Source organism: Chromobacterium amazonense, from assembly GCF_001855565.1.
Lineage (GTDB): Bacteria > Pseudomonadota > Gammaproteobacteria > Burkholderiales > Chromobacteriaceae > Chromobacterium > Chromobacterium amazonense.
Map to the genome: position 1 here is coordinate 50,250 of NZ_MKCR01000011.1, position 15,107 is coordinate 65,356.

General features: G+C 63.3%; 15 protein-coding genes. 6 read left to right on the top strand and 9 right to left on the bottom strand.

The genetic code is table 11. From position 1 onward, the window contains the following. The first annotated feature begins 57 nt into the window (after window positions 1–57). On the top strand, window positions 58–2,424 hold the full coding sequence (locus BI343_RS07270) for a heavy metal translocating P-type ATPase (RefSeq protein ID WP_083340857.1): 2,367 nt from the start codon (window positions 58–60) through the stop codon (window positions 2,422–2,424). A 1-nt stretch (window position 2,425) separates the two neighbouring features. Here BI343_RS07270 and BI343_RS07275 read toward each other — a convergent pair whose 3' ends face one another. Continuing rightward, the gene (locus BI343_RS07275; protein WP_083340860.1) at window positions 2,426–3,148 is read right to left on the bottom strand and encodes a putative metalloprotease CJM1_0395 family protein; all 723 of its coding nucleotides are present in this window, start codon (window positions 3,146–3,148) and stop codon (window positions 2,426–2,428) included. A 96-nt stretch (window positions 3,149–3,244) separates the two neighbouring features. On the opposite strand from BI343_RS07275, the gene BI343_RS07280 reads away from it, so the two are divergent. Continuing rightward, window positions 3,245–3,718: an acyl-CoA thioesterase gene (locus tag BI343_RS07280; protein WP_071109222.1), complete on the top strand. Its 474-nt coding sequence runs from the start codon at window positions 3,245–3,247 to the stop codon at window positions 3,716–3,718. Window positions 3,719–3,791: 73 nt separating this feature from the next. On the opposite strand, the gene BI343_RS07285 is transcribed toward BI343_RS07280, so the two are convergent. Continuing rightward, a complete protein-coding gene (locus BI343_RS07285; RefSeq protein WP_083340858.1) occupies window positions 3,792–4,259 on the bottom strand; it encodes a pilin in 468 nt (155 codons plus the stop codon). Window positions 4,260–4,494: 235 nt separating this feature from the next. On the opposite strand from BI343_RS07285, the gene BI343_RS07290 reads away from it, so the two are divergent. Beyond that, entirely contained in the window at window positions 4,495–5,169 is a 675-nt protein-coding gene (locus tag BI343_RS07290) for a TIGR01621 family pseudouridine synthase (protein WP_071109235.1), read from the top strand. A gap of 9 nt (window positions 5,170–5,178) precedes the next feature. Here the strand turns inward: BI343_RS07290 and BI343_RS07295 are convergent, their stop codons facing one another. The 5 genes from BI343_RS07295 to BI343_RS07315 form a co-directional block, all read right to left on the bottom strand. After that, on the bottom strand, window positions 5,179–5,988 hold the full coding sequence (locus BI343_RS07295; RefSeq protein ID WP_071109223.1) for a ChbG/HpnK family deacetylase: 810 nt from the start codon (window positions 5,986–5,988) through the stop codon (window positions 5,179–5,181). A 55-nt stretch (window positions 5,989–6,043) separates the two neighbouring features. Then, window positions 6,044–6,433 carry a GtrA family protein gene (locus BI343_RS07300; RefSeq protein ID WP_043620637.1) on the bottom strand — a complete coding sequence of 130 codons (390 nt, stop codon included), beginning with the start codon at window positions 6,431–6,433 and terminating at the stop codon, window positions 6,044–6,046. Next, window positions 6,430–7,440: a glycosyltransferase family 2 protein gene (locus BI343_RS07305; protein ID WP_071109224.1), complete on the bottom strand. Its 1,011-nt coding sequence runs from the start codon at window positions 7,438–7,440 to the stop codon at window positions 6,430–6,432. Before BI343_RS07305 ends, BI343_RS07300 begins: the two co-directional genes overlap by 4 nt. Before the next feature lie 14 nt (window positions 7,441–7,454). Continuing rightward, complete coding sequence (locus tag BI343_RS07310) at window positions 7,455–8,924, bottom strand: ArnT family glycosyltransferase (RefSeq protein WP_071109225.1); 1,470 nt, start codon at window positions 8,922–8,924, stop codon at window positions 7,455–7,457. Between the two features lie 118 nt (window positions 8,925–9,042). After that, window positions 9,043–10,419 carry a peptide MFS transporter gene (locus tag BI343_RS07315; RefSeq protein WP_043620627.1) on the bottom strand — a complete coding sequence of 459 codons (1,377 nt, stop codon included), beginning with the start codon at window positions 10,417–10,419 and terminating at the stop codon, window positions 9,043–9,045. Window positions 10,420–11,003: 584 nt separating this feature from the next. Here BI343_RS07315 and BI343_RS07320 point away from each other — a divergent pair. The 3 genes from BI343_RS07320 (at window position 11,004) to BI343_RS07330 (ending at window position 13,385) form a co-directional block, all read left to right on the top strand. Then, on the top strand, window positions 11,004–12,389 hold the full coding sequence (locus tag BI343_RS07320; RefSeq protein WP_071109226.1) for a tryptophanase: 1,386 nt from the start codon (window positions 11,004–11,006) through the stop codon (window positions 12,387–12,389). Window positions 12,390–12,564: 175 nt separating this feature from the next. After that, entirely contained in the window at window positions 12,565–13,041 is a 477-nt protein-coding gene (locus BI343_RS07325; RefSeq protein WP_071109227.1) for a YbaK/prolyl-tRNA synthetase associated domain-containing protein, read from the top strand. Then, window positions 13,038–13,385: a hypothetical protein gene (locus BI343_RS07330; RefSeq protein ID WP_083340859.1), complete on the top strand. Its 348-nt coding sequence runs from the start codon at window positions 13,038–13,040 to the stop codon at window positions 13,383–13,385. The genes BI343_RS07325 and BI343_RS07330 overlap by 4 nt, the downstream gene beginning before the upstream one ends. Before the next feature lie 72 nt (window positions 13,386–13,457). Here the strand turns inward: BI343_RS07330 and BI343_RS07335 are convergent, their stop codons facing one another. Next, the gene (locus BI343_RS07335) at window positions 13,458–13,991 is read right to left on the bottom strand and encodes a FixH family protein (protein WP_071109228.1); all 534 of its coding nucleotides are present in this window, start codon (window positions 13,989–13,991) and stop codon (window positions 13,458–13,460) included. A gap of 4 nt (window positions 13,992–13,995) precedes the next feature. After that, a partial coding sequence (gene ccoG / locus BI343_RS07340) for a cytochrome c oxidase accessory protein CcoG (RefSeq protein ID WP_071109229.1) occupies window positions 13,996–15,107 on the bottom strand: 1,112 nt, incomplete at its 5' end.

The window sequence follows — 15,107 nt, forward strand, 5'->3', positions numbered from 1 at the left end:
TGACCCTGTAGCGACTACAGGGTGTGCAATGTGCCCAGACTATCAATGGAGGCGCATATGTCAAGCGTTACGCGTTACCGCAAGGCGGGCAAACCGCATCAGGACAAGCTGCACAACCATGGCGGCGATTGCTGCTCGGCCAAGGTGGAGGCAGGCCTGGCGCTGGCCGACGCGCAGCGCCGCGAGCGCAAGCACGATCACGGCAACGATCGCAGCCATGACCACAAGCGCGACCATCAACATGATCACGGCCATGGTACCGGCTGTTCGCACCGTCACGATGACGCGCCGGCCCGCGTGCAACTGGGCCAGGGGCAGGGCGCCAAGCGTTCCCGGCTGCAGATCCAGGCCATGGACTGCCCGACCGAAGCCCGCCTGATCGAAAAGGCCCTGTCCGGCATGAACGGGGTGGTGGCGTTGGAGTTCAACTTCATCGAGCGCGTATTGCTGCTGCAACACGATCTGCCGAACCTTGACGACGTCAAACGCGCGATCGCCAAAGTCGGCATGCAGGCGGTGGAATTGTCGGGTGGTGAACAAGCGTCGGCGCCTGTCGTCTCCACCCGCCGCGCCAATCTGCTGTTGCTGGCCTCAGGCCTGACCGCGGCGGCATCGGAAGTGGCGGCCTGGACGTTGGGCGATGGCCAGTACGGTGTAGCCGCGCTGGCGCTCGCCTCCATCCTGCTGGGCGGCACCGCCACATTGAAAAAAGGGTGGATCGCCTTGTCCACCCGCACCCTGAATATCCATTTCCTGATGTCGGTGGCGGTGATCGGCGCCATGCTGATCGGCCAGTGGCCGGAAGCGGCGATGGTGCTGTTCCTGTTCGCCATCGCCGAGCGGCTGGAGGCGATGTCGCTGTCCCGCGCCGGCGAGGCGGTGCGCGCGCTGATGGCGCTGGCGCCGGAAACCGCCTGGGTGGCCGATGGCGCCGGTTGGCGCGAGGCGCAGGCCGCCGAGGTGGCGGTGGGCAGCCGCATGCGCGTGCGTCCGGGCGAACGGGTGCCGCTGGACGGCCGCATCGTGTCCGGGCATAGCAATTTTAATGAAGCGCCGATCACCGGCGAAAGCCTGCCGGTGGACAAGGGGCCGGACGACGGCGTGTTTGCCGGCAGCATCAACGGCAGCGGCGTGATCGAGATCGAAACCACCGCCGCGGCGTCCGGCTCGGTGCTGGCGCGCATCATCGCCACCGTGCGCGACGCGCAGGCCGCCAAGGCGCCGACGCAACGCTTCATCGACCGTTTCGCCGCCGGCTATACCCCGGTGGTGTTGGCGCTGGCCGCGCTGTTCGCGGTGGGCGCGCCGCTTGCCGGCCTGCTGCCGTGGCACCAGGCGATCTACAGCGCGCTGGTGATGCTGGTGATCGCCTGCCCGTGCGCGCTGGTGATCGCCACGCCGGTGACGGTGGTCAGCGCGCTGGCTTCCGCCGCGCGCCACGGCCTGTTGGTGAAGGGTGGCGCGCCGCTGGAAATGGCTGCCCGCATCGATACCGTATGCCTGGACAAGACCGGCACGCTGACCCGCGGCGAGCCCAGCATTACCCGCGTACTGCCGCTGGCCGGCGATAGCGAAGAAGCCGTGCTGGCTTGGGCGGCGGCGCTGGACAGCCATTCCACCCATCCGCTGGCGCGCGCGGTGCTGGACGAGGCCGCCAAGCGCGGCGTGGCCGCTCCGGCATCTCAACAGGTGCGCGAACTGATAGGCCGCGGCGTCAGCGGCCTGGTTGATGGCCGCTCCATGCAATTGGGCAGCCGTCGCCTGGCGGAAGAGCAGGGCGCTTTGTCGTCGCAGCTGGAACAGACCTTGCAGGCGCTGGATGTCGCCGGGGAGGGCGCGCTGGTCTTGCTGAGCGGCGACCAGGCGCTGGCGGTGCTGGCGGTGGCGGACCAAGTGCGGCCGGAAGCGGCGGCTACGATAGATCGGCTGAATCGCCTGGGTGTGCGCACGGTGATGCTCAGCGGCGACAGCCCGCAAGTGGCGGCCGCGGTGGCCCGCCTGACCGGCATGGACGCCGCGCACGGCGGCCTGCTGCCGCAGGACAAGCTGCGCCATATCGAAACGCTGCAGCAGGACGGCAAAGTGGCGATGGTGGGCGACGGCGTCAACGACGCGCCGGCCCTGGCGCGCGCCGATCTGGGCATCGCCATGGGCGCGGCCGGCTCGGACAGCGCGCTGGAAACCGCCGGCGTGGCGCTGATGGACGACAAGCTGTCGCGCTTGGCCGACCTGATCGCCCATGCCCGCCGCACCGCGCGCGTATTGAAGGTGAACATCGCCATTGCTTTGGGCATCAAGCTGGTGTTTTTCGGTTTGGCGCTGGCCGGCGTGGCCAGCCTGTGGATGGCGGTGTTCGCCGATGTGGGCACCAGTTTGATCGTCATCGGCAACGGCCTGCGGCTGGCGCGCAAAGTCCAGGCCTGATTCAGGCGTAGGTATCGATATGCTGCCCCGGTTGGGTTTGACTGCCCTCCGGGGCGCTGGCTTTTTGGGCTTTTTCCAATGGGCTGAGCTTGGCGTTGCCGCCTTGCTGCGTCAGCTGTTGCTGGCGCGCCTGTTGCTCCACTTGCGCAGCCTCAGCGGCCACCGCCCGGTCTTGTCCTGATGGATCTGCCGGCGCCAGCGCCGCGGCGCGCACCGTTTCCGCGTTTTGTATCGTCTGCTGCGGCGTACTGCCGCGGCTCAATTGAATCGGCACTTCGCCGCCTATCGCGTACTGCTTGCCATCCGGCCCTTGCTCATAGGTGAAGCTGGCGGCGCCGGCAAGCGAGCCGCCAGCTGCCTGGTGCGCCGCCTCATGCCGTCGCACGTCGGTATCGCGCGCCTTCAGTTCCGTCACTTCCTTTTGCTGCGCGTCATTCAGCGGCGTGCCATCGGGCGCCTTGGGCGCGGCCGGGTTGGCGTTTTGAGTTTGGTTGGCGGCGGGTTTGCCGTTTTGGCTGTCCGGATTGCCTTGCTTGTCCGCCGCGGCGCTTTGGCTCGCGCCGGATACGGTGTTGGCCGAGTTGGACTGGGCGCCATCTGCGTTTGCGGCGGGCACGATGGAAGCATCCGCCCGCAATTGCTGGCAGGCGGGACATTGGCAATTGGCGCCATGGACGGGCAAGGTGTAGCCGCCATAGCCGCCGGAAATGCTGGAGATGGACATGGCGCAACTTTCTTCTAGCATTCCAGTATAGAAGCCGTCGCTGTTTATTCCAATCTACGTGGCAGAATATCGGGTATTGAAACGAGGGAGACAAGGATGAGCGAACAGAGCCAGGGGCAGCGCGAGTTGACGATGTCGGTGCTGATGACGCCGGATATGGCCAACTTTTCCGGCAATGTGCACGGCGGCGTGCTGCTGAAGCTGCTGGATCAGGTGGCCTATGCCTGCGCCAGCCGTTACGCCGGCTGCTATGTGGTCACGCTGTCGGTGGACCAGGTGCTGTTCAAGCAGCCCATTCATGTGGGCGAGCTGGTGACCTTCCTGGCCAGCGTCAACCACGTTGGCCGCACCTCGATGGAGGTGGGCATCAAGGTGGTGGCGGAGAACATTCAGACTCGCGCCCAGCGCCACACCAACAGCTGCTATTTCACCATGGTGGCCTACCAGGACGGCAAGCCGATGACGGTGCCGACGCTGGTGCTGGAGATCGAGGAGCAACGCCAGCGCTTCCGCGCGGCGGAGATGCGCAAGCAGTTGCGCATTGAGATGCAGCAGCGCAAGGGTAGTTGAAATATTACAGGGCCTCATAATGAGGCCCTGTAGGGTGGAAAAACTTTATTGTGACCAGATACAGTGGTAGACCTTATGCCTCTTCAGGCTTGCAGTTGCTTGGCGCGTGCTTCGGATTGATGCCGTCGATTTTCGGTATTTGGCAATCCCAGACAAAGCTACCAGAGTTGGCATCAACATTAGGTTTTAATTGCAGTTTTTTGCCATTTTCAACTTTATCATTGTAGGCGACGGTGATCAGTCCTTGGTTTTCAACAGTAATGGATGTGACGGCATTACCTTTGATCTTTTCTGCTTCCGCCAGGCCAAGCGCGTCATGGATGGCCTTGCTGTCATTGCCAACCGCATGTTTTCCGTTTACAGAGTAATAGGTAGTGACTGCACTTTTGGCAGAGGTGGCTAGTTGCAGCCCCTCGGTGACATGGGCGCGTTTGGTGTAGTCCTGGTAGGCCGGAATCGCAATGGTTGCCAAAATGCCAAGAATGGCGACGACTATCATGAGTTCGATCAGGGTGAAGCCTTGTTGTTTGGAGTGTTTCACGGAAGGTTCCTTAGTGGATTGTTGTCATAACATGCCTCTCCTCTGCCAAGGAAGGGCATTTTCTGCTTGTTATGACATGATATTTATTTATTGATCATTGGCAAGATGCAATACGGGACAAATCAACCTTTTCATAATTTTTTTGTCATTCATCAACAGGTGGAGCGTTGGCTGAGCTAATGACAGCGGGCAAGTCTGGTATAGAATGCGCGCTTTCATGCGCCTGGGCGTTGCCATGTACACCCTGATCCATACCGATTCTCGTTTCTACCTGCTGGACAAGCATCCCGGCGTCAGCTTCCATCGCGATGGCGATGCGCCGGGGCTGATGGAGGCGCTGCGGGCCGGGCTGGGCGACGAGGCGCTGTGGCCGGTGCACCGGCTGGATCGCATCACGTCGGGGCTGATCCTGGTGGCGCGTTCCGCGGAAGTGGCGCGCGCGCTGGGCGAGGCGCTGGCGGAGCGGGAGGTGGAGAAGTACTACCTGGCCTTGTCGGACCGCAAGCCGGCCAAGAAGCAGGGGAGGATCAGCGGGGATATGGTCAAGGGGCGCGGCGGCGCGTGGCGCCTGGCGCCGACGCAGGCCAATCCGGCGGTGACGCAGTGCTTCAGCCACTCCCTGCAGCCAGGGGTCCGGCTGTTTTTGCTGCGGCCGCGCACGGGAAAGACGCACCAGCTGAGGGTGGCGATGAAATCGCTAGGCGCGCCGATACTCGGCGATGAATTGTACGGCGGGACGCCGGCCGACCGCGGCTATCTGCATGCCTACGCCTTGCGCTTTGAGCTGGATGGGGAACGTTTTGCCTTTATCCAGCCGCCTGGCTGCGGCGAATGGTTCACCGGCGATGCCTGCCGCGCCTTGCTGGCGCAGCTGGGCGAGCCGTGGTCGCAACCTTGGCCGGGCGCGTAAACACCCGGATCAGGGGGCGACGGTTTCCGGCTGAAAGCGGGTCAGGCTGATCCGATTGCGCTGGCATAGCTCGGCGAAGGCATCGCTGGCTAGACAATCGTATTCACGGCTGCGGCAGGCGGCGATCGGATCGTCGGCGTCATGGCCCGGCAGGCCCGGGTGGCACATGATCAGGGCGTGATTGGGGCTGCGCGCCAGCCAGGATTGCATCAGACCGGCAAAGTCGGCCTGCGGCGTCAGCGAATACATGCCGCCAAACCACGGCGTGGTGGCGAAGCCTCGCTGTTGCGCCTGTTCGTCGAAATTGGTGCAGACGCTGCGTAAAATCAATGACTTGAGCCGGTTGTCGCCGGGATGGCCCAGCTTGTCCGGGGCGCGCAGATACGGCAGCTTGTCTTCCGGCCAGCGGTGCTGTATGGCGTCGAACAGCGCGTCGCGGATGACCGGCAGCGCATGCACATGCTGATGGCCGTCGACGAAGTCCGGCAGACGGCCGAAGTGCTCGGCAAAGCGGTCGATCTGGGCCAGCATCTCATCGCGCAGCGCTGGTTGCGACAGCTGGCGCAGCTGGCTTTTCATCAGCCAATGCGACAGCGGCTTGGCCGGCGCGCCAAACGCATGCGTGAGGTTGAAATGCAGGCCGACATCGATCCGGTCCGCCCGCGCCTTGAGCTCGCCAGCAAGTTCCGGCCAGTGCGGCGACTGGCTGAGCACGCTGGTGGCGGACAGGCGCCCGGCGTCGATCAGTTGCAGGATGCCGGCGCTGATGCTGCCGGACTGGGCGAAGTCATCGGCGCAGAGAGTCAATCGTTTCGTCATGGACGGTATGACTTGCGGCTTTGACAAAAGTTTACGAAGCAATTTTGTCACGGCATTAATTTGTATGTGGCGCCGCAGCGAAAGCCCACAGTTTGCCCAGCGCGAAAGTCAATACCGCCACCGCGAACAGCACGATGGCCAGCGAGGCGCGGTAATCCAGCGGCGCGTAGCGCAGCAGCAGGAAGTACAGCGCCTCGTTGACGCAGAAGCTGAGGCAGGACACGCCGAAGAAGCGCGGCAACGCCTGGCGATGCGGCACATGGCCCGCTTCGAAAGTGAAGCGGCGATGGCCCCAGTAGCTGATCTGGAACGCGCCGAGGAAGCCCAGCACATTGGCGACGAGCGGCGCCACGCCCAGCGGCACCAGCGCCAGCGTCACCAGGGCGAAATGCAGCAGCATGGCGGAGACCCCCACCACCCCGAACCAGAACAGTTGCCGCGTCATGCCTGATCGTCTTCCCGTTTGTGGACCCGGCTGATCAGGTAGGTGGGACGGCCCTTCACTTCATTGAAGATGCGGCCGACGTACTCGCCCAGGATGCCGATGGACAGCAGCTGCACGCCGCCCAGGAAGGTGACGGCGACGGCCAGGGTCGGCCAGCCGCTGACCGGGTTGCCGAACAGCAGCGTGTGCAAGAGTTCCCACAGCGCGTAGCCTATGGACAGCAGCGAGATGAAGAAGCCGACCAGCGTCCAGATGCGCAGCGGCATATTGGAGAAGGCGGTCAGGCCGGTCAGGCCCAGGCCCAGCAAATTGCGGAAATTGAAGCTGCTTTTGCCGGCGCGGCGCTCCTGCGTTTGCGTTTCCAGCGCCAACTGGGTGAAGCCCACCCAGTTGTACAGGCCCTTCATGAAGCGATTGCGTTCCGGCATCTGGCGCAGCGCGTCCAGAATGCAGCGGTCCAGCACGCGGAAGTCCTGGGTGTTCTCCGGGATCTTAAGCGGCGCGCCGGTGTTCAAGAGCGCGTAGAACACGCGGGTGAAGGCGCGCTTGGCCAGGGTTTCGTTGTCGCGGTTGGCGCGCACGCTGTACACCATGTCGTAGCCTTCGCGCCATTTGTCCAGAAACACCGGCACCATTTCCGGCGGATGCTGGAAGTCGCCGTCAATCAGCACCGCCACGTCGCCCTGGATGTGGTCGATGCCGGCGGTCAGCGCGATCTCCTTGCCGAAGTTGCGCGACAGCTGGATCAGCGTCACCGGCAAGCGCTGGCTGGCCTGCAGCACCTTGGGCACGGTGTCGTCGCGGCTGCCATCGTCCACCACCACCAGCTCATGGCGCAGGCCTTGCTGCGTCAGCAAGCGGTGCAGCGTCTCCAGCATAGGCACGATGTTTTCGGATTCGTTGTAAGCCGGGATGATGCAGCTGACCAGCGGGTCGGCCGGGCGCTCGGCGGCGCGCAGCGCCAGCAGATAGGGCGGAGTGAAGCCGTGGTTGCGGGTATCGGTCATGGTTCTGTCCGGAATCAGTGGCCGGCTGCGGGCCGCAGCAGCAGCATGCGGTCCTTCATTACCGGAAACTCCGCCGCGCGGACGTAGCCGGCGGCGATTGCGGGCGGCAGGCTGGCGAAATCGCGCTGCTCGGTCACGATCCAGCTGCCGGGATGGGCCGCCAGCAAGGCGGTGATCGCATGCGGATTGGCGGTGGTGCGCACCTTGCCCTGGCTATAAAACTCCGCCGAAAACTCGCGGCGGCTGTCCCAGTAGAACAGCATGGCGCCGGCCTGCGGCTGTTGAGCCTGCCAGGCGGAGATCACCGGTTTCTGCGTGCGGAAGTATTGGGCGCCGTCATAGCGCTGCAAGCCGATGGCCGCCAGCACCAAGATGCCTGAGGCCAGCGCCAGCCAGGGCAGGGCGCGGCCGGAGCGGGCGTTCAGGTCGCGCCGCCATAGCTCAGCCATCAGCAAGGCCGCGCCGGGCAGCATCGGCAGGGAGTACGGGAAGATGATGTTGCCGGACATGGTGAAGAACAGCAGCGTCATCACGGACCACAGCGAGAGATACAGCAGCCAGCCGTCGTTTTCGCCGGCGCGGACGATGGCCGGCAAGCGGCGGGCGCGGCCGGCCAGCCAGGCCAGCATGGCGAGGGACCATGGGAACAGCGCGCCCAGCGCGTAGGGCCAGATCATGCCGCGCGGCGTGGCGTGGGCGAAGCCGTACTTGTCGCCCTTCCAGCCGGAGTCGAGGAAGCGGCTGACGTGCTCGCCCATGATGAAGTAGTTGAGGAAGCCCGGCGTGCGGATTTCCGCCCAGGCATACCAGGGCAGGGCGATGGCGGCGGCGAGCAGCGTGCCGGAAATCCATGGCAGCTCGGTCCACAGCCGCTTCCACTCGTTGCGGATCAGCACCCAGAAGAAAATCGGCATGCCCACCAGCACCACGTCCAGCGGCCCCTTGGCCAGCAAGCCCAGCCCCAGGCCGGCGAAGAAGGCGTAGCGCCACAGCGGGCCGCCGCCGTTCATCGCATGCCAGAAGGCCACCTGGCTCAGCGCGACGCAGAACAGCAGCGAGGGATCGGTCATCACCGTGCCGGCGGCGCCGTAGAACAGCAGCCCGCCGCCCAGCATCAGCGCGGCGGCCAGGGCGGCGTCGCGGCCGGCGCGGCGGCGCATCAGGTCGACTGTCAGCCAAAGCGTGGCGAGAGCCAGCAGCAGGGCCGGCATGCGGGCGGCGAATTCATTGACGCCGAACAGACCCATGCTGGCCGCGGACAGCCAGGTGGACAGCGGCGGCTTGGCCCAGAACGGCACGCCGTAGTCGTGCAGCGGCGTCACCCAGTTGCCGGTTTCCAGCATCTTGCGGGCGATTTCGGCGTAGCGCGCCTCGGTGGTGTCGGTGAGCGGGATGGCCCACAGCGCGGCCAGACGGATCAATAACAGCGCCAGAAGCGCATAACCGGCAGCCTTTTGCCAGGACGGAGTCGCAGCGGATTTCATTCAGGATCAAAGAGAATCGATTCGGCGCAAGGCTATCACAGAGCGGGCTCGCCGTCTTCCCCGCGCCGGAATGCAAAACGCCACCCGGAGGTGGCGTTGAAGCGAAGGCGCGCGCCGCTTACTGGCGGCCGTGCATCATCTTCTTCAGCACGCTGGACAGCGCGAACAGGATCAGCGAGCTGGCGCCGGCCATGAACACGAACAGCATGAAGAAGTCATGCAGATTGTTGACTGCGTAACCCAGGAAGTGCGGCACCGGTTTGGCCGGGTCCGGATACAGCTCGGACAGCGTGCCGGCAAACTTGTTGGCGGCGGCATTGGACAGGAACCAGATGCCCATCATCAGGCTGGTGAAGCGGGCCGGAGACAGTTTCACCACCAGCGACAGGCCGATAGGCGACAGGCTCAGCTCGCCGAAGGTGTGCAGCATGTACAGGCTGACCAGCCACAGCATGCTGACCTTGACGCCCGGCGCCAGGCCATCCACGCCGAAGGCGATCACCAAGTAGCCGACGGCCAGGAAGAACAAGCCGAGGGCCATCTTGGCCGGAGACGACGGCTCCATGCCCTTGTTGCCCAGCTTGGTCCAGATCCAGGCGAAGATAGGCGCGAACAGCACCACCGAGATCGGATTGATCGACTGGAAGAACGAGGCCGGCACGGTGTAGCCCAGCAGGTTGCGGTTGGTCTGCTCTTCGGCGAAGAAGGTCAGCGAGGCGCCGGCCTGCTCAAAGGCGGACCAGAAGAAGATCACGAAGGCCGACACGATCAGGATCACGGCCAGACGCTGCTTTTCCACGCTGGTCAGCGGCGCGTGCACCACTTTCTCGCCGCTGTCGTGGTGGCGCTTCGGCGCCATGCCGATCGGCTTGCCTTCCGGCGTCACCAGATACTTGTTCTTGAACAGGCTGAAGACGACCAGCGACAGCAGCATGCCGCAGCCGGCGGCCATGAAGCCCCACTTGAAGTCCGCCGGATTGCCGGTGTCGCCCAGCGTGCCGCAGACCAGAGGCGCGAACAGCGAGCCGGCATTGATGCCCATGTAGAAGATGGTGAAGGCGGAGTCCACGCGCTTGTCGCCCGGTGCATACAACTGGCCCACCATGGACGAGATGTTCGGCTTGAACAGGCCGTTGCCGGCAATCAGCATGCCCAGGCCGCCGTACAGCAGCCAGGAGGCGGCGGCGACGTTGGTTTCGTGCAAGGAGCCGGAGAAGAACAGCATGAACTGGCCGAGGGCCATCAGCACGCCGCCGGCCAGAATGGAGCGGCGGTTGCCCCAGTAACGGTCGGCGATGTAGCCGCCCACCAGCGGCGTCAGGTACACCAGGCCGGTATAAGTGCCGTAAATGTCAGACGCGTGGGCCTTGTCGAACAGCAGGGCCTTGATCATGTACAAGGTGAAGATGGCGCGCATGCCGTAGTAGCTGAAGCGCTCCCACATCTCCGTCACAAAGAGCAGATACAGCCCCTTGGGATGCGATTGTGTAGACATAAGGGTTTCCTTCGAGTGACTTGAGACATCACCAGCAACAAGCGATGTTTTTTGTTTTTTATTGAGTGCCTATGTATTTTGTAGGCAGCGCATGATCATATCGAGTAAATGTTGAGATGTGAAAATTTTTTTAGGAAAAATGTAATTACCATGTAATATTTAGAGCATTGACTTTGTTTTTGTGATGTTTTTTACTGGGCCATTTTCTTGGTATTCATGAGTTTTATGCATTTTGCTCATTGAAGATTGTATACATTGCGTGTTGTTTGATAGTCACACTGCAAACAGTCTGTGATTGCCATCCATATGGGATGACGCTATGGTCATTGTGGGCTTGCGCCCATGATTCCACTGCTCACGCAAGGTATGGCGATGAAGATCACAACTTGCCTGGCGCAGACCTTCCACGATGGCCCGCGCCCCAACTGGTACACGCTCGATATCATCCTGACGTTCGATTTTCCGCACGCCTGAAGCCTCTCCGTTCCTGCTTTTACCCCTTTGCTAAAAACGCAAGACGGCCCGCCAGCCGCGATCGCGCGCGACCATGCGCCGCTCGGCGGCGCGCCGCGAGGAGACGCATCATGGCACGACGCATTCCTGAACCGTTCCGCATCAAAATGGTGGAGACGATCCGCCAAACCACCGCCGAAGACCGCCGCCAAGCGCTGCAGCAGGCCGGATGGAACCCCTTCCTGTTGAAGGCCGAGGATGTCTATATCGATCTGTTGACCGACAGCGGCACCGGCGCGATGTCCGACCGCCAGTGGGCCGGCCTGATGATGGGCGACGAGGCCTATGCCGGCAGCCGCAATTTCCACCACCTGGCCGATACGGTGCGCGAAGTGTTCGGCTATGCGCACACCATTCCCACTCATCAGGGGCGCGGCGCGGAACAGATTCTGTTTCCGGAGCTAGTGAAGCGCTGCCGCGGGCAGCGGCCGGTATTCCTGTCCAACTATCACTTCGACACCACCAAGGCGCATGTCGAGCTGGCCGGCGCGCGCGCCGTCAACGCGCTGACGCCGCAGGCGCTGGACACCGGCACCGCTTATGACTGGAAGGGCGATTTCGACCTGCCGCGGCTGCGCGAGATCGTGGCGGCGGAAGGCGACAACGTCGCCGCCGTCATCATCACCATCACTTGCAACAGCGCCGGCGGCCAGCCGGTGTCCATGGGCAATATCCGCGCGGTCAGCGAACTGGCGCGTGCGCATGGCATTCCCGTGGTGATAGACGCGGCCCGCTTCGCCGAGAACGCCTGGTTCATCCGCCAGCGCGATCCGGCCTACGCCGGCGCGTCCATCGCGTCCATCGTGCGCGAGATGTTCGATTGCGGCGACATGTTCACCATGTCGGCCAAGAAGGACGGCCTGGTCAATATCGGCGGCCTGTGCTGCTTCAAGGACGACGAAGCGCTGTTCCGCGCGGTACAGGTCAACTGTGTGCCGATGGACGGCTTCGTCACCTATGGCGGCCTGGCCGGGCGCGACATGGAGGCGCTGGCGATAGGTCTGAAGGAAGGGCTGGACGATGCCTTCCTCAGTTATCGCATCGGCCAGGTGGCGTATCTGGGCGAGCGGCTGCGCGAGGGCGAGGTGCCGATTCAGACGCCTACCGGCGGCCACGCGGTGTTCGTCGATGCGCGGCTGCTGTTGTCGCACATTCCCGCCGAGCAGTTTCCGGCGCATGCGCTGGCTTGCGAACTGTATCTGGAAGGCGGGGTGCGGGCGGTGGAAATCGGCTCGCTGCTGCTGGGCCGCAATCCGCAAACCGGCAAGCAGGAGCCATCGCCGTTCGAGCTGATGCGACTGACGATACCGCGGCGGGTCTACACCAACGACCACATGGACTATATCGCCGACTGCCTGATCGAGGTGAAAAAGCGCGCTGGAGCGGTCAGGGGCCTGACGTTTGAATACGAGCCGCCCATACTGCGTCACTTCATGGCGCGATTGCGGCCGGTGTAGGCATCCCTGAATCCCGTATTCAAGGCGGGATGCGTGCTTGATCCCTCGGCGCGGCTTGTTTGACTGCCCAGCCTGGCGTGCATTTTGCCTTTGGGAAACGCGCTGAGGGCTTGTTTTTGTCACGCAGTGGCGGCATTTCCTTGGATGAGAATGTTGTTTACAAGCGGGAGGCGTGATGTTTCAGCGTTTGCATCGAATGCTCGCGGATGGCGATGCCCGCTTCCGCGTGATGGAACACGCTGCCGAAGGTAATTCGCACAAGGTGGCGGAGATTCGCGGCACCGAGGTGGGGCAGGGCGCTAAGGCCATGCTGTGCCGGCTGGCGGATGAGGCCGGCCAGTTTGTGCTGGCCGTGCTGCCCGGCGACGAGCGGGTGGACTTCGCCAAGGTGGCAGCCGCCGTCGGCGTGCGCAAGGTCAGGCTGGCGGACGCGGTGGATGCCGAAGCGGCCACTGGCTGCGTGATCGGCGCCATCCCGCCGTTCAGTTTCGATCCCGCCATCCGCCTGGTGGTGGACCCGCAGTTGCTCGCGCGCTATCGCGAGATCGCGTTCAATGCCGGCAGGCTGGATGCTTCCATGGTGCTGGACAGCGACGATTACCTGCGTCTGGCCAAGCCGTTGCTGGCCGATATCCGCAAGGAGCCGGCATGAAGCCCGATCCACTGGAACCCTTGGCCGCCTATGCCCGCGCCATTATGGGCGGGACCGGGACGGAACGGATTATCGGGCGCGAGGAGCGGAGCGAGCGCTGGCGCGAGGCCGATTGCGAAGTGACTTTGCGGCAGCGCGATTACCGCTTCGACAACGGCGTAGTCATCCGCCGCGGCATCGAGGTGGACGATTATCCCAGCGAGCAGGCCTGCTCCGAGTGCTGGATCACTTACGAAGTGATGGCCTTGGGCGAATCGCCGGGCATTGAACCGATGAGCAAGAGTTTCGACAATGCCTGCCGCGAGGCCTACTGGCTGCGCTACCATTCCGATCTGCTCATTTGAGCATGGCGCCGTGAGACGGCGCATGCAAAACGGCCCGCGCGGCGGGCCGTTGGCGTTCCTGGACGGTTGGACTCAGTGTTCCGCCGGCTCCAGCTGGGGTTGGCCCAGCTGCACCATCGGGCCTTGGGCGGTTTTCCACTCGCCCTGGATGCGCCATTTCTTGTCGTGGTCCTCCACCAGCACATACCAGTGGTTGGCGGTGACAAGCGGCTGGGCCAGGATGCCCTGGTACAGATTGGGTCCGGCCATGGTCATTTCGGCGCTTTGGTCGAAGTCATCCTGCGCCGGGTGAACCATGCGCAGCGACAGAGTGTCAGGCAGCTTGACCTTGCTGGCGGTGACCAGGCGCAGGCTGCGGCCGTCGCTGCCTAACATCAGCTGGGCGGACAGGCCCATCTGGGCGGCAGCCTTGTCGCGGCGCAGCTCCATATTGATCGCCTTGCCCTTCTTGTAGTAGTCGTCGGTGACCAGGCCGTCGTCGGACTTGATCGCGGCCATCAGGAAGAAGATGCCGACGACCACGGACACCGCCGGCAGGCCGAACAGGATCCAGGGCCAGGGCTCCTTGTACCAGGGGCGGGCGGGGTGTTGGGCGGTGTGCTGCATGCGTTTATTCTCCAATGAAGCTGGATTTTTCTTCCACGCGCAGGGCGGGGTTGTTGAGCGACTGGATCACGAAATGGATTTCGTGGCTGCCCTTGGTCGCGTATTGCGGGTCGGCTTGCACCTGCACGGTAATCGATTCGGTTTCCGTAGCCCGTACCAGAGTTTCAGGCTGCTCCGCTTTAACCTTAATGCCGGGAAGGCCATTGGCTGTGATGGCGAAGCGCTGATTTTGTTCCGTGGTATTGATGATCTTGATGATGTAGCTGTTTTCCAGCCAGCCGTCTTCGGTTTCGCGCACCAGCGAGGCGCGGTCGCGGATGATGTCTACCTTGAAGGGCTTGCGCAGGGCCAGCGAGGTGACCGCGGCGCAGAATACGATGAGCAGCACCAGGCTGTACAGCACCACGCGCGGGCGCTTCAGCCGAGAGGCAATGGCCTTTTCCGGATATTTGCCTTCCAGCGCGTTTTCCGTGGTGTAGCGTATCAGTCCGCGCGGATAGCCCATCTTGTCCATGACGTCGTCGCAGGCGTCGATGCAGGCGGCGCATCCTATGCATTCGTATTGCAAGCCGTTGCGGATGTCGATGCCCACCGGGCACACCTGCACGCAGATGCTGCAGTTGATGCAGTCGCCCAGCCCCTGCTCCTTCGGATCGGCGCCTTTTTTGCGCGCGCCGCGCGGTTCGCCTCGGGCCTCGTCATAAGAAATGATCAGCGTGTCGGCGTCGAACATCACGCTCTGGAAGCGGGCGTAGGGGCACATGTACTTGCACACCTGCTCGCGCATGAAGCCGGCGAACAGATAGGTGAAACCACCGTAGAAGAACATCCAGAACGTTTCCCACGGGCCATAGCCGAAAGTCGGAAGCGCGGCCACCAGGCTGCGTATCGGCGTGAAATAGCCCACCAGGGTGAAACCGGTCCACAGCGAGAAGGCGAGCATCAGGAAGTGCTTGGTGGATTTGAGCCTGAGCTTGTTCAAGCTCATGGGCGCGGCGTCCAGCTTCATCCGTTTGTTGCGGTCGCCCTCCACCCATTGCTCTATCCACAGCATGATCTCGGTGTACACCGTCTGCGGACAGGAATAGCCGCACCATAGCCGGCCGGCGATGGTGG

What these genes read in the sequence shown, in the direction of transcription:
- BI343_RS07330 (WP_083340859.1), top strand. Translation starts at nt 13,038, where the DNA reads ATGAAGCCCGATCCACTGGAACCCTTGGCCGCCTATGCCCGCGCCATT.
- BI343_RS07335 (WP_071109228.1), bottom strand. Translation starts at nt 13,991, where the DNA reads ATGCAGCACACCGCCCAACACCCCGCCCGCCCCTGGTACAAGGAGCCC.
- BI343_RS07310 (WP_071109225.1), bottom strand. Translation starts at nt 8,924, where the DNA reads ATGAAATCCGCTGCGACTCCGTCCTGGCAAAAGGCTGCCGGTTATGCG.
- BI343_RS07275 (WP_083340860.1), bottom strand. Translation starts at nt 3,148, where the DNA reads ATGTCCATCTCCAGCATTTCCGGCGGCTATGGCGGCTACACCTTGCCC.
- BI343_RS07300 (WP_043620637.1), bottom strand. Translation starts at nt 6,433, where the DNA reads ATGACGCGGCAACTGTTCTGGTTCGGGGTGGTGGGGGTCTCCGCCATG.
- BI343_RS07270 (WP_083340857.1), top strand. Translation starts at nt 58, where the DNA reads ATGTCAAGCGTTACGCGTTACCGCAAGGCGGGCAAACCGCATCAGGAC.
- BI343_RS07305 (WP_071109224.1), bottom strand. Translation starts at nt 7,440, where the DNA reads ATGACCGATACCCGCAACCACGGCTTCACTCCGCCCTATCTGCTGGCG.
- BI343_RS07325 (WP_071109227.1), top strand. Translation starts at nt 12,565, where the DNA reads ATGTTTCAGCGTTTGCATCGAATGCTCGCGGATGGCGATGCCCGCTTC.
- BI343_RS07295 (WP_071109223.1), bottom strand. Translation starts at nt 5,988, where the DNA reads ATGACGAAACGATTGACTCTCTGCGCCGATGACTTCGCCCAGTCCGGC.
- BI343_RS07315 (WP_043620627.1), bottom strand. Translation starts at nt 10,419, where the DNA reads ATGTCTACACAATCGCATCCCAAGGGGCTGTATCTGCTCTTTGTGACG.
- BI343_RS07290 (WP_071109235.1), top strand. Translation starts at nt 4,495, where the DNA reads ATGTACACCCTGATCCATACCGATTCTCGTTTCTACCTGCTGGACAAG.
- BI343_RS07320 (WP_071109226.1), top strand. Translation starts at nt 11,004, where the DNA reads ATGGCACGACGCATTCCTGAACCGTTCCGCATCAAAATGGTGGAGACG.
- BI343_RS07280 (WP_071109222.1), top strand. Translation starts at nt 3,245, where the DNA reads ATGAGCGAACAGAGCCAGGGGCAGCGCGAGTTGACGATGTCGGTGCTG.